The sequence below is a fragment of the Bacillus sp. FSL R5-0434 genome, from assembly GCF_038004745.1.
GTDB classification, from domain to species: Bacteria; Bacillota; Bacilli; order Bacillales; family Bacillaceae; genus Bacillus; species Bacillus halotolerans.
This window is the reverse complement of record NZ_JBBORV010000001.1, coordinates 3,241,248-3,261,490: the sequence shown is the minus strand read 5'-3', so window position 1 is coordinate 3,261,490 and position 20,243 is coordinate 3,241,248. Positions and strand designations below refer to the sequence as shown.

19 protein-coding genes are annotated in these 20,243 nt (G+C 46.5%); 15 read left to right on the top strand and 4 right to left on the bottom strand.

Features of this window, described 5'->3' with window-relative positions; genetic code table 11:
* Positions 1 to 1,162 precede the first annotated feature (1,162 nt).
* Positions 1,163 to 1,435, bottom strand: coding sequence for a hypothetical protein (locus NYE43_RS17055; RefSeq protein ID WP_024122765.1), 273 nt, complete (start codon positions 1,433 to 1,435; stop codon positions 1,163 to 1,165).
* The gene (locus NYE43_RS17050) at positions 1,435 to 1,584 is read right to left on the bottom strand and encodes a hypothetical protein (RefSeq protein ID WP_003240873.1); all 150 of its coding nucleotides are present in this window, start codon (positions 1,582 to 1,584) and stop codon (positions 1,435 to 1,437) included. Before NYE43_RS17050 ends, NYE43_RS17055 begins: the two co-directional genes overlap by 1 nt.
* Before the next feature lie 158 nt (positions 1,585 to 1,742).
* On the opposite strand from NYE43_RS17050, the gene NYE43_RS17045 reads away from it, so the two are divergent.
* From NYE43_RS17045 to NYE43_RS17015, 7 genes are all read left to right on the top strand, one after another.
* On the top strand, positions 1,743 to 2,861 hold the full coding sequence (locus NYE43_RS17045; protein ID WP_185848651.1) for an NAD(P)/FAD-dependent oxidoreductase: 1,119 nt from the start codon (positions 1,743 to 1,745) through the stop codon (positions 2,859 to 2,861).
* 102 nt (positions 2,862 to 2,963) lie between these two features.
* Complete coding sequence (locus NYE43_RS17040) at positions 2,964 to 3,338, top strand: nucleotide excision repair endonuclease (protein WP_101859984.1); 375 nt, start codon at positions 2,964 to 2,966, stop codon at positions 3,336 to 3,338.
* A gap of 215 nt (positions 3,339 to 3,553) precedes the next feature.
* Complete coding sequence (gene frlB / locus NYE43_RS17035) at positions 3,554 to 4,540, top strand: fructosamine deglycase FrlB (protein ID WP_185848652.1); 987 nt, start codon at positions 3,554 to 3,556, stop codon at positions 4,538 to 4,540.
* An 80-nt stretch (positions 4,541 to 4,620) separates the two neighbouring features.
* Complete coding sequence (locus NYE43_RS17030) at positions 4,621 to 5,889, top strand: ABC transporter substrate-binding protein (RefSeq protein ID WP_341062246.1); 1,269 nt, start codon at positions 4,621 to 4,623, stop codon at positions 5,887 to 5,889.
* Between the two features lie 57 nt (positions 5,890 to 5,946).
* On the top strand, positions 5,947 to 6,825 hold the full coding sequence (locus NYE43_RS17025; RefSeq protein ID WP_101859987.1) for a carbohydrate ABC transporter permease: 879 nt from the start codon (positions 5,947 to 5,949) through the stop codon (positions 6,823 to 6,825).
* 3 nt (positions 6,826 to 6,828) lie between these two features.
* Positions 6,829 to 7,731 (top strand): carbohydrate ABC transporter permease, encoded by a 903-nt coding sequence (locus NYE43_RS17020; protein WP_059334818.1) that lies wholly within the window; start codon positions 6,829 to 6,831, stop codon positions 7,729 to 7,731.
* A gap of 13 nt (positions 7,732 to 7,744) precedes the next feature.
* Positions 7,745 to 8,599, top strand: coding sequence for a fructoselysine 6-kinase (locus tag NYE43_RS17015; protein ID WP_268498677.1), 855 nt, complete (start codon positions 7,745 to 7,747; stop codon positions 8,597 to 8,599).
* A 24-nt stretch (positions 8,600 to 8,623) separates the two neighbouring features.
* Here the strand turns inward: NYE43_RS17015 and frlR are convergent, their stop codons facing one another.
* A complete protein-coding gene (gene frlR, locus NYE43_RS17010; protein ID WP_024122756.1) occupies positions 8,624 to 9,352 on the bottom strand; it encodes a transcriptional regulator FrlR in 729 nt (242 codons plus the stop codon).
* A gap of 183 nt (positions 9,353 to 9,535) precedes the next feature.
* Between frlR and NYE43_RS17005 the strand changes: the two genes are divergently transcribed.
* Positions 9,536 to 10,639, top strand: coding sequence for an ABC transporter ATP-binding protein (locus NYE43_RS17005; RefSeq protein WP_185848656.1), 1,104 nt, complete (start codon positions 9,536 to 9,538; stop codon positions 10,637 to 10,639).
* A 33-nt stretch (positions 10,640 to 10,672) separates the two neighbouring features.
* On the opposite strand, the gene NYE43_RS17000 is transcribed toward NYE43_RS17005, so the two are convergent.
* Positions 10,673 to 11,539, bottom strand: coding sequence for an endonuclease I family protein (locus NYE43_RS17000; protein WP_101859990.1), 867 nt, complete (start codon positions 11,537 to 11,539; stop codon positions 10,673 to 10,675).
* Positions 11,540 to 11,994: 455 nt separating this feature from the next.
* Here NYE43_RS17000 and allC point away from each other — a divergent pair, with 455 nt between their 5' ends.
* From allC to pucE, 7 genes are all read left to right on the top strand, one after another.
* On the top strand, positions 11,995 to 13,233 hold the full coding sequence (allC, locus tag NYE43_RS16995; RefSeq protein ID WP_101859991.1) for an allantoate deiminase: 1,239 nt from the start codon (positions 11,995 to 11,997) through the stop codon (positions 13,231 to 13,233).
* 16 nt (positions 13,234 to 13,249) lie between these two features.
* Positions 13,250 to 14,500: a pyridoxal-phosphate-dependent aminotransferase family protein gene (locus tag NYE43_RS16990; RefSeq protein ID WP_341062245.1), complete on the top strand. Its 1,251-nt coding sequence runs from the start codon at positions 13,250 to 13,252 to the stop codon at positions 14,498 to 14,500.
* A gap of 231 nt (positions 14,501 to 14,731) precedes the next feature.
* Positions 14,732 to 15,712, top strand: a complete 981-nt coding sequence (locus tag NYE43_RS16985; protein ID WP_445661268.1) for an XdhC family protein — start codon at positions 14,732 to 14,734, stop codon at positions 15,710 to 15,712.
* Positions 15,709 to 16,374, top strand: a complete 666-nt coding sequence (pucB, locus tag NYE43_RS16980; protein ID WP_185848659.1) for a xanthine dehydrogenase accessory protein PucB — start codon at positions 15,709 to 15,711, stop codon at positions 16,372 to 16,374. Before NYE43_RS16985 ends, pucB begins: the two co-directional genes overlap by 4 nt.
* Entirely contained in the window at positions 16,313 to 17,146 is an 834-nt protein-coding gene (gene pucC, locus NYE43_RS16975; protein WP_185848660.1) for a xanthine dehydrogenase subunit C, read from the top strand. Before pucB ends, pucC begins: the two co-directional genes overlap by 62 nt.
* A complete protein-coding gene (gene pucD, locus NYE43_RS16970; protein WP_185848661.1) occupies positions 17,147 to 19,384 on the top strand; it encodes a xanthine dehydrogenase subunit D in 2,238 nt (745 codons plus the stop codon).
* Positions 19,375 to 19,935, top strand: coding sequence for a xanthine dehydrogenase subunit E (gene pucE, locus NYE43_RS16965; RefSeq protein WP_185848662.1), 561 nt, complete (start codon positions 19,375 to 19,377; stop codon positions 19,933 to 19,935). The genes pucD and pucE overlap by 10 nt, the downstream gene beginning before the upstream one ends.
* Positions 19,936 to 20,243: the final 308 nt, after the last annotated feature.

The window sequence follows — 20,243 nt, the reverse complement described above, 5'->3', positions numbered from 1 at the left end:
TGTTCGATTTTTTCAGTTATGTGTGAATATTTTTCACTTGTTGTTTTAGTGTTCTTGTGTCCGAATCGTTTTGATAGATAGATATAGCAGACTTACACATGACTCAAGGGCGAAAACAGTGTGCGTGTGTCTGAAAGCATGTAAGCCTCTATATTCAACCCCTGAAGCTTGGTGATAGTCCGAATCGTTTCACGTATAGTGGAAGGTGTAAGATAGTGCTCATTGTAATTTTGAAAAATGATTCCATTTTTTTTGAACCTTGGATTTCCAAGAATCAATTCATTTTGCTATGTTTTGAACGTTTTTAATTCACAAATAACTTCTTCATATACGAAGATTAGGCGCAGTGTTTTAATATAGAGTTGGAGTCGGAGGAGAACAATAGAAGGAAACAATATCTCTTAAATCAACGGAATAATTATTCCATCTTCCACCGAAAAACCTATATCCATAAACTCTTGATTCCCCGATAGTCGTTAAGAAAAACCAGAAATTATCATCGTTTCTAAGCCACAAATACGTGAAACGATACAAACAATTTTGTAGATCCCAGGGATTCAGGGCATAGGGTGTCATTTGTCTTTGATATACCATAATTCGAGGTTCACTCCTTATTGCAATTAGACTTTTAACCAGTTTACGCTCAGGGTCAAAACTTGGATTGGATGTATGCCTAGTAGCCCAAAAAAATTTAAATATGAATAAAGAAGCTTATATGGAGTGGTTTATAGATTAGACACCTATTTTTATTGAGAACGGTATCTCTATTTCAAAAGGAAATTAGTACAGTTTAAATAAGCCGTGGACTTGTTCAACTAACGGGTGCATTACTTTGTAAGAACCTTCAAACGAAATGAAACGTACTCACGGCAGCACCCGTGAGTTATCACTGTAAAACTCTTATATCATGTGGCTTCAGCCCATGCCAACACCGTTCTAAGTTGAGATTATAATCTATTTTAAACCATTTGAAGAAATGGCTTTATATCAAGGGTTTGGGCGCCTTTTATAAATCATTTCGTACCATTTCGAGCAAAATTAATCAAGTTCGAAACGGAAGGTTCAATCGGTTAATTTTCTTTTGAAAAGGACGTGACTGGTTACCAGTTGCGTCCTTTTATGTATGCAGAAGAAAATCCGCAGGCCGAGGGGCCCGCGGTTTCTACACTTCATTCTCCTGATTGATGATTTGCTTTACAGATGTGCCATTGTGATATCCATTGTTCATCTCTCGTAATTGCGTATAAGCCGTGTCAAATTCCTCTTTTGACATCTGCTTTGCGGCTAATGCTGAGCATAAAATGGCAAAGGCGATCGGCATTGTATCAATGTGGATTTCAATATGGACTTCTGAGTTGCCGCTGTTTTCGATCATAGATCCATTGCTAGGCATATCTTGAGTATGTCTGTTGATAGGAATGATATTCTCGTTCATTACTCTTCTCCGTCTTGAGACTGTGCCTGTGCCTGATCCTGATCTGTATTCACGTTGACTACGACTTTTGCATTGCCGCTGTTTTCAACTTTAGCAACTGATACATTGCGCTTTTGGTTTTCTTCATTTTCATGACGATTTTCGCTCATGGTATCATCCTTTCTCTATTGATAGTGACAGGATATTCAATAGGAGAGTGAAGAGATTGGACGAACTTCGCGGTTTTTCCACATTGGGGCTAAAGGTCGAAGGAAAGCACTCTATTTGGTAAAATGAATAGATATTATAAAAGAAAAGGTGTTTGCATATGAAGTCTTACATCATCGTCGGCGCAGGCATACTAGGTGCATCGACGGTTTATCATCTCGCAAAATCAGGAGCCCGGGTTACGGTGATTGACCGGAAGGAACCGGGACAAGCTACGGATGCGGCGGCGGGAATCGTCTGTCCTTGGCTGTCGCAGCGCCGCAATCAGGATTGGTATCAGCTCGCTAAGGGCGGAGCGCGATATTATAATGATTTAATCAATCAATTGGAAGAGGACGGAGAAACAGACACCGGATACAAGCGTGTCGGTGCGATCAGCATTCACACTGATGCGGTGAAGCTCGATAAGATGGAGGAGCGGGCGTATAAGAGACGCGAGGATGCGCCGGAGATCGGTGACATCACCCGTTTGTCTGCGAGTGAAACGAAAAAGCTGTTTCCCATTTTAGCTGATGGCTATGAATCGGTTCATATCAGCGGCGCCGCCCGTGTGAACGGGAGGGCGCTATGCCGGTCGCTTTTAAACGCTGCCGAGAAACATGGTGCAGTCATTGTAAAAGGAAACGCGTCCTTGCTTTTTGGGAACGGAAGAGTCACCGGTGTCCAAACAGACAAGCAACAGTTTGAGGCTGATAATGTGATCGTGACTGGAGGGGCATGGGCCAATGAATTGATGAAGCCTCTGGGCATTCATTTTCAAGTGTCCTTTCAGAAGGCGCAAATTATGCATTTTGAAATCTCTGGCGCAGATACCGGATCGTGGCCGGTAGTGATGCCGCCGAATGACCAGTATATTCTGTCCTTTGATGACGGCAGAATTGTAGCAGGCGCCACCCATGAAAATGAGGCCGATCTTAAAGACCTGCGTGTGACAGCAGGGGGACAGCATGAAGTCTTGAGCAAAGCACTTGCCGCAGCCCCGGGGCTTGCTGACAGCACAGTCATTGAAACAAGAGTGGGCTTCAGACCGTTTACACCGGGGTTTCTGCCAGTGGTGGGTGCCGTGCCGAATGTTCAAGGACTTTACGCCGCTAACGGTTTAGGCGCGTCGGGATTAACGATGGGGCCGTTTCTCGGTTCAGAGCTCGCAAAGCTAGTTCTCGGAAAGCCGACAGAAATAGACCTTAGCCCTTATGATCTTGCCGGAGCGCTTGCATAATAATGAAAGGCATGACAAACAAATATAATAAAGCTGTTCTAGCTTTTCTTTCCTGTCTGTGTTAGCATTTATCTTTAATGAAAAAGAGGACGTGAACTGATTTTGATAAAAATTGATATACCCGCACCGAATGTGACGATCACCGAGCGACAGCAGTCAGCCAATCATAACGAACCGAAAGTAAAGGCGATTCATGGGTTCATTGACTTTCACCAGATACCAAGGGATAAAGGCGGCATCTTCATGTTTTACAACATTCATGATGAGCTGCTGTTTGTCGGTAAAGCCAGAAAGTTAAGACAGAGAATTAAAAAGCATTTTGAAGACACTGTCTCACCGATTAAAAATCACAGAGACGAAGTTTATAAAATTGAAGTATGTGTAGTTGAAGATCCAATGGAAAGAGAAATTTACGAAACCTATATCATCAATACACAGCACTCGAAGTATAATATAGACAAGGTATTTTTTAAATAAGAAGTCAGTCTGCGGATTGAACAGCGAGGCCAGAGCTTATATTAAGTTCTGGCTTTTTGATTTGGCATTTTTCTACACAAAGATCCTTTGTCTATCATCTAAGTAAATTAATGAGAAATTTCAGAAAATAATATTGACATTCCTATCTCTGGACTTTAATATAACAATATATAATGTTATATAACGTTATATAATAAAAATGAGGAGTGAAGGATTTGAGTCAGGTCACAGCAAAAGTTAATCGTGAGGTTCAAGCTTTCTTGCAGGATTTGAAAGGAAAAACCATCGACCATGTATTCTTTGTCGCATGCGGAGGGTCTTCGGCCATTATGTATCCGAGTAAATATGTGTTTGACAGGGAGTCAAAATCAATCAGCTCTGACCTTTACAGCTCTAATGAATTTATTCAGCGAAACCCTGTGCAGCTTGATGAAAAGTCTCTTGTCATTTTGTGCTCACACTCGGGAAATACCCCGGAAACGGTAAAAGCCGCTGCATTTGCGAGAAGCAAAGGCGCGCTTACGATTGCAATGACGTATAAGCCGGAGTCTCCTTTAGCACAGGAAGCGCAATATGTAGCCCAATATGACTGGGGTGATGAGGCGCAGGCGATCAATACGAACTATGGCGTTCTATATCAAATCGTTTTCGGCGCTTTGCAGGTATTAGAAAACAATACGACATTTGAACAAGCAATAGAAGGTTTAGATCAATTGCAGGCTGTGTATGATGAAGCCCTTAAGCAGGAAGCTGAAAACACACAGCAATTTGCAAAAGCACATGAAAAAGAAAGCATCATTTATACAATGGCAAGCGGTGCAAACTACGGTGTCGCTTACTCCTACAGCATCTGCATTCTCATGGAAATGCAATGGATTCATTCCCACGCCATTCATGCCGGAGAATATTTTCACGGACCGTTTGAAATTATTGATGAATCCGTGCCGTTTATCATCCTGCTCGGTTTAGATGAAACAAGGCCTCTTGAAGAGCGGGCGCTTACCTTCTCGAAAAAATATGGCAAAAAGCTGACTGTGCTCGATGCCGCATCTTACGACTTCACTGCAATTGACGATTCAGTAAAAGGCTACCTTGCTCCGCTTGTTCTTAACCGTGTGCTGAGAAGCTATGCGGACGCTTTGGCAGAAGCAAGAAATCATCCTTTATCTCATAGAAGATACATGTGGAAAGTTGAGTATTGATCTGAAAAAGAGGAACCATTATGCATTAGACTATAATGTTATATAACATTATAGTCTAATGTCCAGAGGAGGCCAACCCTTTGAAGAAAATGTTTTTATTTTTGATCATTGCAGCTGTCAGTATGCTCACCATTGCGGGCTGTTCGAGCCAGAGCAGTTCAGCGGATGGAAAGGTGACATTGAAATTTTTCCACAGATGGCCGAAGGAGCCGGAAAAAAAGTATTTTGAAGAGGTTGTAAAGGAATTTGAAAAAGAGCATCCGGATATCGACATTCAAACTGAAGCGGTTTTGAATGACTCCTATAAAGATAAAATTAAAGTTATGCTGGGAACCAGCAGCCCTCCTGATATTTACTTCTCATGGAGTGACGAGTTTGCTTTTAAATTTATCAGAGGAAATAAAGCACTTGATCTCTCGTCCTACTACAAAGATGATACAGATTGGTCATCGCAGCTCGTTCAATCGCAAGTTACACCATTTACGTATGAAAACAAACAATATGGCGTGCCGTGGCAAATGGACGCTAAATCATTTTTCTATAATAAAGATATTTTTAAAAAGCTCAATTTAGAGCCCCCGGCGACTTGGGATGAGCTCATCGATGTCTCCAAGAAGCTGAAAGAAAATGGCTATACGCCGATCAGTTTCGGAACAAAAGCGCCTTGGACAATCTCACATTATATTGGCACGCTGAATCAGCGGATGGTCGATGAAAAAACAAGAGAAAAGGATTATAACGCCAAAACGGGTGAATTTACCGATGAAGGCTATGTGAAAGCACTTGAAAAGCTGCAGGAACTGATGCCTTACTTCAATAAACATGTAAATTCCGTCGACCATGAATATGTGAGACAGCAATTTAAGAGCGGAAAGTCGGCGATGATATATGCGGAAACGGCTGAAATCAAACTGGTCGAGCCAGTGAATCTAGGGATGTTCTCATTCCCTGAAATCAGCGGGCAAAAAGGATCTTCAGAAGCGTTAACGGGGGCGCCTGAAGGATTTATGATTTCTTCGAAAACAAAACATCCGAAGGAAGCAGTGGAATTTTTGCAATTTCTGACGTCGAAAAAAATGGGTGAAAAGCTCGTGAAAGACGTCGGCAAATACAGTGCGGTGCAAGGAACGGCAACCGAAGAAAATTCTACAGCCATTCAGCGTGAAGCCGTTCAGCATATCGTAGATGCCAAATCAATGGTTCCGTGGTTCGATATGGATGTAGATGTTGAAATCGCAGATGTGTACTTAACAAGCGTCCAGCAAATGCTTGGCGGCGACATGACACCGGAGCAAGTCATGAAAGCCGTCCAAAAAGCAGCCAAGCAAGTGAAGGCGTCAGCTGAATAAATCAAAGAAAAGGTGAAGCGACGCACCTTTTCTTTTTATAAAGGAGATGAGTTATCCTTGGTCAACCAAAATAGAATAATCCCCTATTTGTTTTTACTGCCGGCTCTTGTTTTTCTACTTTTCGTTTATATCCCGATTTTTGAGAATGTCTTTCTCAGTCTGTTTCAATGGAGCTCTTTTTCTCCGGAAAAAACGTTTATCGGATTGAAGAACTATGTTGAATTATTTCGTGATCCTGTCTTTTATCAAGCCCTCACGAATAACGTGCTCTACGCAGTGATCTCAATTATATGCCAGGTGTTTGGCGGTTTGATTTTGGCGGCGGTGCTTGAGGATAAGCTGGTCAGAAAATGGTCGCCTTTTTTTCGTACCGTTTTCTTTTTGCCGGTTGTCATCTCAATGACGGTTATCGCGCTTTTATTTGATTTTATTTACAACCCTGAGACGGGGCTTTTGAATCAGCTGCTTCAGGCAATCGGGCTGGATCAGCTGACGAGGGCATGGCTCGGGGAGGACAGCACGGCTATGCTTTCTGTCATCTTTGTATCGCAGTGGCAGTCTGTCGGTTATATTGCGATGCTGTATATTGTGTCGATTCAAAAAATACCGGATGAACTGTATGAAGCGGCGCGGCTTGACGGTGCGGGGAAAATTCAGCAGTTTTTTCACATTACCATTCCCCAGACGAAAGAGATGTCTTTTGTTGCGGTGGTGATGACGCTGACAGGCGCTTTTACAGTGTTTAACGAGCCGTACATTTTGACAGGCGGCGGACCGGGAAACGCTTCTGAGGTATTAAGCACATTCTTATATAAAAGCGCCTTTACAAAGGATATGATGGGCTATGCTTCAGCGATTGCCACTGTTGTGTTACTCATTACGCTTGCTTTGTCGCTCATGCAAATGAAGTTCTTTAAAACCGGAAAGGAGGATTAACAGATGCTGCCTCAAAAGAAGACAGATTCGTTTAGATTAGAGCCTGTGCCTGACCGGCACATCGAGGTGAAAAGAAAGCCGAGGCGAAAATGGTATATCGGAGAAACGTCTGTATGGGTTTTTCTGTTTCTTTATCTAATCGCGATTGCTTATCCGCTTTTATGGATGGTCATGAGCGCCTTTAAAAGCTCGGATGATATTTTTGAGAACAGCTGGTCGCTGCCGTCTTCGTGGCATCCGGAGAACTTTGTGTCCGCCTGGAATCAGGGGATTTCTTCTTATTTTATGAACAGTGTAATCGTGACGGCGCTGACATGTGTGATTACTGTTTTTATCAGCGCATGGGCGGCGTACGGGCTTTCGAGGTTCGAGTTTAAAGGAAGAGGGTTCTTTTTGGTGCTTTGTCTTGGCGGTTTGATGCTGACGCCTCAGGTCAGTCTTGTGCCGCTTTATTCCATTATTCAGTCGCTTGGGCTTTACAATACGTATTGGGCTTTGATTTTGCCTTATGCGGCTTATCGGATTCCATTTACCATCATTTTAATCCGCTCTTATTTTCTTTCTATTTCTAAAGAATTAGAAGAGGCGGCTTATTTAGATGGGTGTACGAGTTTCGGAGTATTTTTCAGAATTTTCTTACCAATGAGTGTGCCGATTTTAGTGACGTCGGGTATTCTGACAGCTTACCATACGTGGAATGAGTTTATGTTTGCGATTATTTTCATAGATGACGAGAATTTGCGGACCATTCCAGCGGGGCTGATGCAGTTCCGAGATGCACTGCAGACGGATTGGGGCGTCTTGCTGGCGGGATTAACGATTTCTGCCGCGCCGATTATTATTCTATTTTTATTTATGCAGAAATATTTTGTCCGCGGGATTGCAAGCGGAAGTGTAAAAGGATAAAGGAGGAAGCATAATGAAATTAATTGCTGTTGGAGACAACGTTGTAGACTACTATCAGGATCAAGAAACATTCTATCCGGGAGGAAATGCCTTAAATGTCGCAGTGCTTGCAAAACGGCTCGGGCATGAGTCTTCTTATATCGGAATCGTTGGCAATGACGAAGCCGCGGCTCATCTGCTGAATGTGCTGAAATTGGAGAAGGTCAACGCTGATTTTATTCGCCAGGCGCATGGGGAAAACGGAATGGCAATCGTTACCCTTGATGAACAGGGGGACCGGACCTTTGTCCGATCGAATAAGGGCGGCATCCAGTCGCGTCTCCGTCTTGTGTTTCAGGAAAAGGACTTATCTTTTATCAGCGGGCATGATCTGCTGCATACCAGTGTGTACAGCAGGCTTGAGAACGATTTGCCGCAGCTGTGCGGGCTGATCCCGGTCTCTTTTGATTTTTCAACAAATCGAGAGGATGAGTATTTGAAAAAGGTCTGTCCTTATGTGACGTACGCGTTCTTTTCAGGAAGCGATTTGAGTGAGACGGAGTGCGGCCAGCTTGCCAAAAAGGCACATGAGTACGGAGCAAAAATCGTTTGCATGACCCGCGGCGGGCAAGGGGCGATCCTGTCTGCGGGAGACCGAATCTATCATCAGCCGATTGTGGAAGCTGATATAATAGACACACTCGGAGCGGGAGATTCATTTATCGCGGGATTTTTGACTGCGTTTTGTGAGAAGCAGGATATGATGAACGCTTTGCGCCAAGGAGCGGAAACAGCTGCGAAAACATGCGGAGTGTACGGGGCATTCGGCTATGGCTATCCCTATCGCCTGGAGGAAGGGGGAAGCAGTGAAAAAACGAGAATACTATAAGCAGTGTCTCGTTTTTTATGCCTGTCATGTGTAGGGACTGTTGATTGTAAATGTGACACGGTTTGTGTGCATCAAAAACAGTGAGCAGTAGATCGGCTGATCGTTTGAGGTAAATGCGGTTTTATCGATTTCAAACAGCGCATCCCCGATATCGCAATCTAAGTATTTGCTTTCCTCCTGCTGGGCATAGACAACATTTAATAGTTTTGTATTGTGAGTGGGAACAACTTGGTATTGCTGCTTTAAAATATCATGCATAGATACACCGTCAGCAATAAACGTATTGATGGCAGGAAACATGTCCAGCGGGTAATGCGTGATCTCAAAGGTGAGCGGCTGATCATCGTTATATAAAATCCGTTTTAATTCAACGACAGGGCTCTCGGGATTGATCTGAAGCTTTTCGGCGATCGGTTTCGATGCTGGAATGATTTCATGGGACAGAACCTGATGCTTCGGTTTTTTCCCGGTTGATTCCATAAATTCCGAGTAGCCGTTTACTGCGATCAGCTCTCTCTTCAATTTAGGGCTTTTAACGAACGTTCCTTTTCCCTGCTGCCTGATCAGATAGCCTTCTTCGACCAGATCGAGAATGGCTTTTCTGACGGTAATGCGGCTGACATTATACTTGCTGCAAAGCTCGTTTTCTGTGGGCAGCTTGGCAGCCGGGGAATACAAGCCCTTTTTAATGTCATCTGTTATGATTTGTTTTAGCTGAATGTATAAAGGTGTTGAACTTCCGTTGTTTAACAAGGGGTAGCCTCCTTTTAAGCTATTATTTATATTATAATGTATTATGACGTTATAATACAAATTTGCGTTTTTTGTTTTAGAAATATAGCAAATATGGGAATCGATTACTCTAAAAATAACAGAAAGACCGAGTTGTTTCCAGTGACGAAATAACGGAGAAAAAAAGACGGGGGGAGTTTTCTGATGGCTTCATTAACATTTGAACATGTCAAAAAATCATATCATTCACAATTAACGGTGAAGGACTTTGATTTAGATGTAAAAGATAAAGAGCTTTTGGTGCTGGTGGGGCCGTCAGGCTGCGGCAAATCGACAACCCTGCGGATGGTGGCTGGGCTGGAAAGCATTTCGGAAGGAAGCCTCTTCATCGATGGGGAACGGGTCAATGATCTTCCGCCGAAGGAGCGTGATATCGCGATGGTGTTCCAAAACTATGCGCTGTATCCGCATATGACTGTTTTCGATAACATGGCATTTGGACTGAAGCTCAGAAAAATGCCGAAACAAGAAATTGCCGAGCGGGTGCATGCAGCTGCAAACATTTTGGAGATTGAGCATTTGCTGAAGAGAAAACCGAAGGCACTTTCCGGCGGCCAGCGGCAAAGGGTGGCGCTTGGCAGATCAATTGTGCGGGAACCAAAGGTCTTTTTAATGGACGAGCCGCTTTCTAATCTTGATGCGAAGCTGAGAGTGACAATGCGGACAGAAATCAGCAAGCTTCACCAGCGGCTAGAAGCAACCATTATCTATGTCACCCATGATCAGACTGAAGCGATGACGATGGGCGATCGGATTGTCGTCATGAATGAAGGTAAAATTCAGCAAGTGGCCAAGCCTCATGATATCTATCATTATCCGGCAAACCTGTTCGTGGCCGGGTTTATTGGCTCTCCCGGAATGAACTTTTTCAAAGGCATGATTGAAGAGCACCATGGCGAGCTGTTTTTCACAAACCCTTCGATCCGGCTTCATATCCCTGAAGAAAAGGCAAAACGGCTGAAGAAAAAAGGCTATGCCGGAAAACAGATGACAGCCGGTGTACGGCCGGAGCACATCGCACAAATGACTGGAAATGACCGGCTGTTTGATTCTGTGTTTAAAGCGACGGTGGAAGTGAATGAAAATTTGGGATCTGAGCTGATTGTGCATGTCAGCGCCGGGAACGAGCGGCTTACGGTAAGGCTGGACGGCGGCAATCGAATCGCCGCGGGCGATACAATTCAGCTGGCGGTGAAAATGGATCACGCCGTCTTTTTCGATGCGGAAACGGAACAGGCTGTGTATTAGAAAAGGTGCTCCCTTCGGGGGAGCACCTTTTTCTTACGGCCAAATGTCGTCTGCCCATTCAGGGTGATCGATAAATGGATTTCGGTTGTGCTGATATTTTTCATAAATGATTTCATTTCTTTTTCTTTCGCGGGCATCAACAGGGTCCTGCCTATTCCATTCAAGCAAGGCGGATTGTTTTCCGTGATAAGGAGCAGAGCCGTTTCCTGTCCTATCATTGAGCTCAAGGTCAGGGTAGCCGTCATCTCCTTCGTAACGGACAGCCATGTAAAACAGCATGCGGGCGACATCGCCTTTCACATCATCGCGGGGCTCCCAAGAATCTCCGTCATAATAATTTCCGGGTGCTTTCGCATACTCGTTGCCGCCGTTGTCAAAGTCCATGTTGCCTCTGGCACTGTTTACTTGGACGTCTGCTGGACGCAAGTGATGAATATCAGTGCCGGGCCCTTTGCTTGTACCAAAATCGCCATGGGATTTCGCCCAGACATGCTCCCGGTTCCAGTCCCCGACATTGCCGCCGTTCAGGTTTTTCGAACGGGATTCATTCGTATAGAGCAGGATGACGTTATTCGGATTGGCCGGATCTGCATCTGTTTCTTTCAGCGCGTCCCATACCTCGCTGTAAGACAGCATCGTATGTCCGCTAATGATGCGGTGCAGCGCGCTTTTTAACGCCTCTCCGCTTTTTCCTTCAGCATCTTCATAATAGGTGTCTGTGTCGGCGTATGGTGCCGCGGGAGAGACTAATGAGAGAATGCCCCCGGAGGCTGCGGAAGAAGTAGCTGCACGGCCATTCAGGTTCAATCCGGTTTGCGCGCTTGCTGAAGCAGAGGGCGCAAACCATCCGGAAATCAGTAATACACAGACGAGCGGCAGAAACCTTGCTTTTTTTGTCATCACTTGCCCTCCTTTAGATCAGATCATGTCTATTATCTAAAATTGAGATAAAGGTTAGAAGTGTCATTTTGTATATTTTTTATTAAATTTGTAAATTAGTAACTTTGGAGGAGGCGGAACTCTATTGTTCCAGGAGCTTTAGTCCGCGTTATTGCTCCCGCTGAGTTTTGGCAAGCGCTGTTCCTTGATCGAGTGCTGCTTCACTGAAAGCATTGCCTTCCCGTGTTTTTCGCTAGTTCATACAATAAATCTTTAGAACCACTTTTTCCTCTCGCTGTTTTTTTAATCCATCGCTGCCTATTGACTCTCTTCCTTACTGGCTGCTATTCCTAAAATGGAATGGCAGGCTGGTTATTATGACCAAAAAACAAACGTTTTTTTGGTTTATGTGCTGATGAACTATACGTCTTCCTCCCTCTATAATGAAGTCACCATAACGGCCAGAGGAGGAAGACATGGAAAAGCAGAGGCTTTCAGTAGAAAGCGGCATCGCTGATTACATCGATTGGCTTGCCCAATTCGGTGCGTCTGCTGATGGCGGAGTGACGAGACTTTTGTACACCAAGGAGTGGATGGACGCGCAGCTCGCCGTGAAAGAGGAGATGTCGGCATTTGGGCTTGACGCCAGATTTGACGACGTCGGCAATGTCTTTGGAAGGCTTCAGGGCACCCAGTCTCCGGATGAAGTGATTTTAGCCGGCTCACATATCGATACGGTGATCAATGGGGGAAAGTATGACGGCTCATATGGCGTGCTTGCGGCAATGCTTGCTTTAAAGCAGCTCAAAGAAACATATGGAGCGCCGAAAAAAACGCTTGAGGCCGTGTCTTTATGTGAGGAAGAGGGCAGCCGTTTTCCGATGACATACTGGGGATCAGGGAATATGATGGGTGCTTTGTCATTGAAGCATGCGGAAGTACCGAGAGACGGATCAGGTGTTTCATTACAAGAGGCGATGCATGACAACGGTTTTGGCAGAGGCGTGTATCCGTCAGCGCACAGGACAGATATCAACGCTTTTATTGAAATTCACATTGAACAAGGACAGACGCTTGAAATGTCAGGACGAGATCTCGGTGTGGTGACAAGTATAGTCGGGCAGAGGAGATATCTGATTACGCTTGAGGGAGAATGCAACCACGCAGGGACCACCTCCATGAAGTGGCGCAAGGACCCGCTCGCAGCCAGCAGCCGAGTGATTCATGAACTGCTGTTTCGCGCTGAAGAACAGCCGGATGAGCTTCGTCTGACATGCGGAAAAATGACGGTGCAGCCCAATGTGGCCAATGTCATACCTGGCCGGGTGCAGTTTTCAATCGATATTCGACATCAAAATCAGCATGTTCTGGAGCATTTTCATGAAGAAATGACTGCTGTCATCAACGGCATTTGTGACGAAAAAGGGATTCACGCCATGATTGATGAATATATGCGGATAGAGCCTGTGCCGATGGACAAAACGCTTTCTGCCAAGGCTCTTGAGACAGCGGCAGAAAACGGTATCAGCTGTGAAGAAATGGTGAGCGGGGCAGGGCATGATGCGCAAATGATCGGAAGGAGCTGCCCCGCTTGTATGCTGTTTGTGCCGAGCAGAGGCGGCATCAGCCATTCGCCGAAGGAGTTTACTTCTGCACGTCAGCTTGAGATCGGCGTCCGCACATTGACTAATTTATTATACAAACTGGCTTACTGATGAAGGAGGAATGGCTGTGTCAGGCAGAAAAGAATTATGTACACCGTTAAGAACGATTATGACACCGGGGCCTGTAGAGGTCGATCCGCGTGTATTAAGAGTGATGAGCACGCCGGTTGTCGGCCAATTTGATCCGGCGTTTACCGATATCATGAATGAAACGATGGAGATGCTCCGAGAATTATTTCAAACGAAAAATCGCTGGGCGTATCCGATTGACGGCACCTCCCGGGCGGGAATCGAAGCGGTGTTAGCGAGTGTCATTGAACCGGGAGATGACGTGCTTATTCCGATATACGGACGCTTTGGCTTTTTGCTGACTGAAATCGCTGAGCGGTACGGGGCGAATGTTCATACGATTGAGTGTGAGTGGGGAACGGTTTTTGACCCTGACGCTATTATACGGGAAATGAAAAAAGTGAAGCCGAAAATTGTGGCGATGGTGCACGGGGAAACATCAACTGGCCGAATCCATCCGCTGAAAGCGATTGGAGAAGCGTGCCGTGCTTGGGATGCACTGTTTATTGTCGATGCGGTAGCGACAATTGGGGGCTGCGAGGTGAAAGTGGATGAATGGAACATTGACGCAGCTATCGGTGGTACGCAAAAGTGTTTGTCTGTTCCGTCTGGCATGGCACCGATTACATATAATGAACGGGTGGCAGATATCATTGCGGCGCGCAAAAAGGTGGAACGCGGAATTGCGACCCAGGCAGACAAGGCGAAGCTTTCCGGAAATCGCCCGATCACAAGCAATTATTTTGATTTGAGCCAGCTCGAGGATTATTGGAGCGAACGGCGGCTCAATCATCATACAGAAGCGACAACGATGCTTTATGCCTTGCGTGAGGGCGTGAGACTGGTGCTTGATGAAGGCCTTAAAGCACGTTTCGAGCGGCATCAATACCATGAGGCCGCGTTAATAGCCGGAATTAAAGCGATGGGGCTGAAGCTGTTTGGGGATGAGGGCTGCAAAATGCCTGTTGTCACCTGTGTGCAAATCCCGGACGGCGTAGATGGAGAGTCAGTCCGCCATATGCTTTTGGCACAGTTCGGAATCGAAATCGCCAGCTCATTCGGCCCTTTAGCCGGGAAGATTTGGAGAATTGGTACGATGGGCTACAGCTGCAGACGGGAAAACGTACTGTTTGTGCTTGCCGGATTAGAAGCTGTGCTTCTCAGACACGGCGCTGTGATTGAAGCAGGAAAAGCACTTCAGGCCGCGCTTGATGTATATGAAAATGCTAAAAGCCAGACGGCGATTTAAAGAAAAAGCGTGCGGAATTCCGCACGCTTTTTTTACTTTTCGCTCTTTCTCCAATCTGATTTTCTCTGTTTGACTCTTTTTACAAATCCGTTTTCTCTGTGTTGCATTTTCTGACGGGGCATGAGTCATTTTTTCTTTTTTCATCTATTCTTTATACACGGCCCTATTAAATAGTGTTTTATTTCTTACGGCATTTTTTGAGAGGAGGATGCGGCATTGGAGTATTTTCACATGATTTTAGATGCGCTTCTGGAAGATCAGGATGAGGCTGTGCTGGCGACCATTGTTCAAGTTGAAGGCTCCGCATATCGAAAAGCGGGCGCCACTATGCTCTTTAAGAAAAATGGAGAAAGAATCGGCTTGCTGAGCGGCGGGTGTCTGGAAGAGGATATATCCGAAAGAATCGGTGAACTCGGCGATCAGCTGACGACAGCGCTTATATCCTATGACATGCGGGCTGAAGACGATCTTTCGTGGGGCATGGGAGTCGGCTGCAATGGCGTTATTCATATCTATGCGGAACGAATCTCTCAGGAAAAAAAGCGGTACTATGAAAGAGTAAGAGACTGCCTTCATTCAGGAAAAGCCGTAACAGCCGTTACACAGATTGAATCCCCACAGGCAGGGCGTTATCTGTTTTTGTCAGAGAACGGGTATTTTGGGCACTGGCCGGATGTGCCGCTTCAAGATATTCAACGCACCGCTTCAAATGTACCGCATTTTGATCCATCATCAAACATTTTTATTCAGCGTATTGAGCCGAAGCCGCGTCTCATTCTGTTTGGGGCGGGCCCAGATATGATACCGCTCGCCAATTTGGCGGCTGAGACCGGATTTTCTGTCATTGTGACAGATTGGCGGCCTGCATATTGCACAGCCTCTCTTTTTCCAAAAGCAGATCAGCTGATCACTGCCTTTCCGGAGCAGATGCTGAGTGAATTTGAATTTTCGCCTCAGGATTTCGCTGTTGTGGCGACTCACCATTTTCAGCACGATCAAGTCATCGTTGAATCCTTATTTTCTCGAGACCTTCATTATATCGGGCTTCTAGGCTCTGAAAACCGCACGAAACGGCTGCTGAATGGAAAACAGCCGCCCGCGCATTTTTACAGTCCGGTCGGGTTGAAAATCGGCGCGGAAGGCCCAGAGGAAATTGCCGTCAGCATCGTTGCGGAAATCCTTCAAACACGAGAACGGCTGGAGGTTACATGAGCATTATCGGTGTATTTTTGGCGGCCGGAAAAAGCGAGAGAATGGGCACAAACAAGCTGGCATTGCCGCTAAAAGGAGAAACGATCGGATCGGCTTCATTAAAAACAGCTCTATTATCCCGTCTTGACCATGTGCTGATTGTCGAGAGGACAGAACATGCTTCACTTGAGTGGATCGGGGAGCAATATCAAGCACCGCCTTTTCTGGATCGCTGGAGTTTGCATGTCTGTAAAGAGGCGGAAAAGGGCCAAGGGCATTCCGTCAGCACCGGGGTGAGAATAGCGGAAAGCATGGGGGCAGACGGAGTCGTCATTTTGTTGGGTGACCAGCCGCAGCTTTCCGTCGACCATGTAAATGCCCTGATATCAAGGGCTCACGAATTGTTTGCCGTGTCAGCGTCTTTGCGTACGCTCAGTCCGCCTATTTATTTCTCATCCGCCTGTTTTCCATATGTAAAGGAGTTAAAGGGAGATGAGGGTGCCCGCAGGCTGCTGAAAAACGGACAGCTTGGCACTGGAGCGGTGCTGGCAGTGAAAGCGTGCGAGGAACTGGAAGATATTGATACGCCGGAGGAATATGACACTGTCAGGAGGCGAATACATGAACGGACAAGTGACACAAGCGCGAATGAACATTCAATTATGGAGGCCGGCAGCGCTTGATGAGGCATTTTCTCTTTTGGAGCAGCTTGCGCCAGATGTGTGTGCAGTATCGGGCAGCACGCTGCTCCAGCTCCAATGGGACAAAGGAATTCTTCCGAAAACGCATCTCATCAGCCTTGAAGGCATTGATGAGATGAAAGGCATTACCGCTGACGGCACCCATGTGTCGATCGGGGCGCTCACCACGCTGAATGAATGCAGAAAAAACAGCCTCATCAAGCGGGATCTGGCTTGCTTATGTGATGCAGTTTCTGCTGTTGCAGCGCCGGGAATCCGAAGCCGGGCCACAATTGGCGGCAACATAGCGAGTAAAATAGGGGATTTGATTCCGCTTCTGCTTGTGCTTGATGCGGAGCTTATCGTTTATCAGAAGGAGCTTGTCAGGCTGCCGCTTGCTGAATGGATCTCCAGTGAAAAGTACTCACATGGAATCGTGACGCGTGTGATCATCCCGCATCATGATGGAGATCGTGTGTTTTTCCGCAAGCTGGGAAGGCGGCAGGCATTTACCGGAGCGGTTGCTGTGGCGGCAGGACGTTTACTGAAAGACAGTGACATTCGCCTCGCAGCGGGTCATGCCGATATCAGGCCGAAAAGATTAATAGAAAGCGAGGCGAAATGGATGGATCCTGAATGGGAGGCGCACGAGCTGTACGAAACACTTATCAAGGAGCTGCCGTTTTCAGCCGATGCTTTCGTGTCAGCGGCATACAGAAAAAAAGCGGCTGCCAACGTCATCATGTCCGAGCTGATGTTTGAGGGAGGGGAATAAATGAGCGTAAGCAAACCATCAAGAATAAGGCCAGATGGAAGGGAAAAGGTCACGGGTGAATTGAAGTATATGACTGATCTCACTTTTCCGGGGATGCTGTATGGCAAAATCCTGAGAAGCGCTTATCCTCATGCGGAAATCGTGTCGATTTGCACAAAAAAGGCTGAAGAAATGGAAGGTGTGCGAGCGGTTGTCACCCATAAGGACGTTCCAGGTTTCAACCGTTTTGGAATTGTCATCCCTGACCAGCCGGTTCTATGCGAGGATAGAGTGCGTTATGTCGGAGATGCAGTGGCGGCCGTCGCAGCAGAAACAGAAGATATTGCCGAAGCCGCGCTGGAGCTGATTCATGTGGTGTACAGGGAGCTGGAGGTCATTGATTCTCCGGAAAAAGCGCTCCGACCAGATGCGCATATGCTGCACCCGGACGGGAACATCCTTCATCGCGCGTTTTTCTCGCACGGCGATGTGGAAGCGGGATTCCAATCGTGTCACACCATCCTTGAAGAAACCTACGAACTGCCGCGGCAGATGCATACGTATATGGAAACGGAAGGGGGCGTAGCTGTTCCGGAACGTGACGGGGGTTTTACGATGTACGCTGGCACTCAGTACGGCTACAAGGACCGTTTTCAGCTTGCCCGCATTTTTGGTATTCCTGAAGAGAAAATTCGGGTTGTGTCGAGTCCGATGGGCGGCTCATTTGGCGGAAAGGATGAGCTGAATATTCAGCCGTATGCCGCGCTTTTAGCCCGTAAAAGCGGATGCCCGGTCAAAATTCATCAGACGAGACAGGAATCTGTACGCTCAGGAATCAAGCGCCACCCGATGAAAATTTCGATCAAAACAGGGGCTGATCAAACAGGAAACCTTCTGGCTCATGATGTGAAAATCATTGCCGATACAGGCGCTTACGCCACGCTGGGACCGGCAGTCCTGGATTTTTCTGCCGAGCATGCCGCGGGTCCGTACCGCATTCCGAATATCCGCACTGAAGGGATCTCTGTGTTTACGAACAATGGGGTGGCGGGAGAATTCCGAGGCTTTGGCGGCAATCAAATTACATTTGCGCTTGAAACCCATCTTGATCGCCTCAGCAGCATGCTCCGCATCGACCCACTGGAACTGCGAAGAAAAAATATCAGAAAACCGCATGACCCGGGGCCGCTTGAGCATCGGATTGCGCCCACTGACGGAGCGGCGCAGGTGTTGAACGTCATTTCTGCATCTCCTATTCTCAAAAGAAAACATCAGACGTCTCGTTATAAACGAAGAGGTGTTGGAGCCGCGATTACCATGCACGGGGGCGGGCTTGGCTATGGCCGGATGGATGTCGCAGGAGGGCGCCTTTCCCTTTCAAGTGACGGCAAAATCACGGCTTCATTTGGATTTGAAGAGTGCGGGCAGGGCATACTCGCCGCGATTGAACATATTGTCACCGAAGAGCTGGGCTGTGCGGCGGAGGATATTTCCATTATCATCGGGGATACCGCAAAAGTGCCAAAGTCAGGCTCCTCCACAGCATCCCGCGGCACGAGCATGGTGTGGCACGCGATCCAGCGTTTGAAGAAACCGTTTCTATATCAGTTGAAAAAACGTGCCGCACAATTGGTCTCATGTTTGCCTGAACAACTCATTCTCAGCGCTGGGGGGCTGCGGATGCATAATACAAAGGATCTGGTGGTGACCTATAAGGAATTGGCAGAAAAAGGCCCTTTGACTGAGGAAACAGCATTCGATTTTCCGACAACGCCTGATCCTGTGATCGGCGGCCATTTTCTCTACTCATTTGGAGCGGCTGCAGTTGAGGTGGAGGTTGATCTATTAACAGGCGATGTCAGAGTGATAGATTGTGAGCACGCCATTGCGGCAGGTCCGGTTGTCAGTCCGCAGGGCTATCGTGGACAAATCGAAGGCGGCGCTGCTATGGCGCTCGGCTATACGCTGATGGAGGAAGCAAAAATGACGGACGGCCGTTACACGGCGGTGAATTTGGATCAGTATGTAATACCGGGAATCAAAGATGTTCCGGCAATGAAACTGACCGCGATAGAAGAGCTGATGGATGGTGACTCATATGGCCCGCGCGGTGTCGGAGAAATAGGAACGATCGCCATCACCCCGGCGATTGTAAAGGCGGTACATGATGCCGTGGGCTGCTGGGTGAACAAGCTGCCGATTTCGCGTGAAGAGCTGCTTGATGAAATAGACAGAAAGGGGATAAAGCAATGGACGTAAAAGAAGCAGGATCTTTCTCTGCAAGAAAGCAGCGATTCCGAATGAAAGTGAATGGAATAGAGCAGGAGGTTGATGCGGTTCCTACAGCTCGCTTGATTGACCTTCTCCGGACAGAATTCCAGCTGACCGGAACTAAGGTTTCCTGCGGAATCGGCCGTTGCGGAGCATGTTCTGTCCTGCTAGACGGCAAGCTCGCCAATGCGTGTATGACCATGGCATACCAAGCGGACGGCCATTCGATCACAACCATTGAGGGGCTTCAAAAAGAAGAACTGGATATCTGCCAAACCGCTTTCCTGGAGGAAGGAGGCTTCCAATGCGGATATTGCACACCAGGGATGACGATTGCGCTCAAAGCTCTGTTTCAGGAAAACCCGCAACCTACTGACGAAGATATTGAAGAAGGTCTGGCGGGCAATTTGTGCCGGTGTACCGGTTATGGAGGGATTATGCGGTCGGCTTGCAGGATTAGAAAAGAGGTAGCAAGTGGGAAAAGGGAGTCATTGGACTTTTCCCGCAGCTACGGCAAAGCACCGGATATAAAAAATTAAGCGAATCGATAAAGGATAAACTTCAATTACAGATCGTGAAGATGAAATACCTCTTCTCCCTTTACTTTTTGCCTAGTTGTGTTTGATACTAGAAATGGGTAATGTTACAAATTAAGGAAAGAGGGAGAAGAGATGATGAATAACTTAAATTGGTGGAAAATACTTTTACTAACCTTTCTTTGTTCCCTGATTTTTTCTGTCGTCTTTGTCACTGTTCAACGGATTGACTTAATACTCAATCCACCGGAAGTACCTGTTAAATCGATTGAAAAAATAAAATAATTCATTTTGGAGAAAAGGGAATGAAA

Excerpts from the sequence above, each read along its gene's own strand:
- NYE43_RS17050 (WP_003240873.1), bottom strand. The coding sequence starts at position 1,584 with ATGAGCGAAAATCGTCATGAAAATGAAGAAAACCAAAAGCGCAATGTA.
- pucC (WP_185848660.1), top strand. The coding sequence starts at position 16,313 with ATGAACGGACAAGTGACACAAGCGCGAATGAACATTCAATTATGGAGG.
- NYE43_RS17045 (WP_185848651.1), top strand. The coding sequence starts at position 1,743 with ATGAAGTCTTACATCATCGTCGGCGCAGGCATACTAGGTGCATCGACG.
- pucE (WP_185848662.1), top strand. The coding sequence starts at position 19,375 with ATGGACGTAAAAGAAGCAGGATCTTTCTCTGCAAGAAAGCAGCGATTC.
- NYE43_RS17020 (WP_059334818.1), top strand. The coding sequence starts at position 6,829 with ATGCTGCCTCAAAAGAAGACAGATTCGTTTAGATTAGAGCCTGTGCCT.
- pucD (WP_185848661.1), top strand. The coding sequence starts at position 17,147 with ATGAGCGTAAGCAAACCATCAAGAATAAGGCCAGATGGAAGGGAAAAG.
- pucB (WP_185848659.1), top strand. The coding sequence starts at position 15,709 with ATGAGCATTATCGGTGTATTTTTGGCGGCCGGAAAAAGCGAGAGAATG.
- NYE43_RS16985 (WP_445661268.1), top strand. The coding sequence starts at position 14,732 with ATGATTTTAGATGCGCTTCTGGAAGATCAGGATGAGGCTGTGCTGGCG.
- NYE43_RS17005 (WP_185848656.1), top strand. The coding sequence starts at position 9,536 with ATGGCTTCATTAACATTTGAACATGTCAAAAAATCATATCATTCACAA.
- NYE43_RS17000 (WP_101859990.1), bottom strand. The coding sequence starts at position 11,539 with ATGACAAAAAAAGCAAGGTTTCTGCCGCTCGTCTGTGTATTACTGATT.
- NYE43_RS17015 (WP_268498677.1), top strand. The coding sequence starts at position 7,745 with ATGAAATTAATTGCTGTTGGAGACAACGTTGTAGACTACTATCAGGAT.
- NYE43_RS17055 (WP_024122765.1), bottom strand. The coding sequence starts at position 1,435 with ATGAACGAGAATATCATTCCTATCAACAGACATACTCAAGATATGCCT.
- allC (WP_101859991.1), top strand. The coding sequence starts at position 11,995 with ATGGAAAAGCAGAGGCTTTCAGTAGAAAGCGGCATCGCTGATTACATC.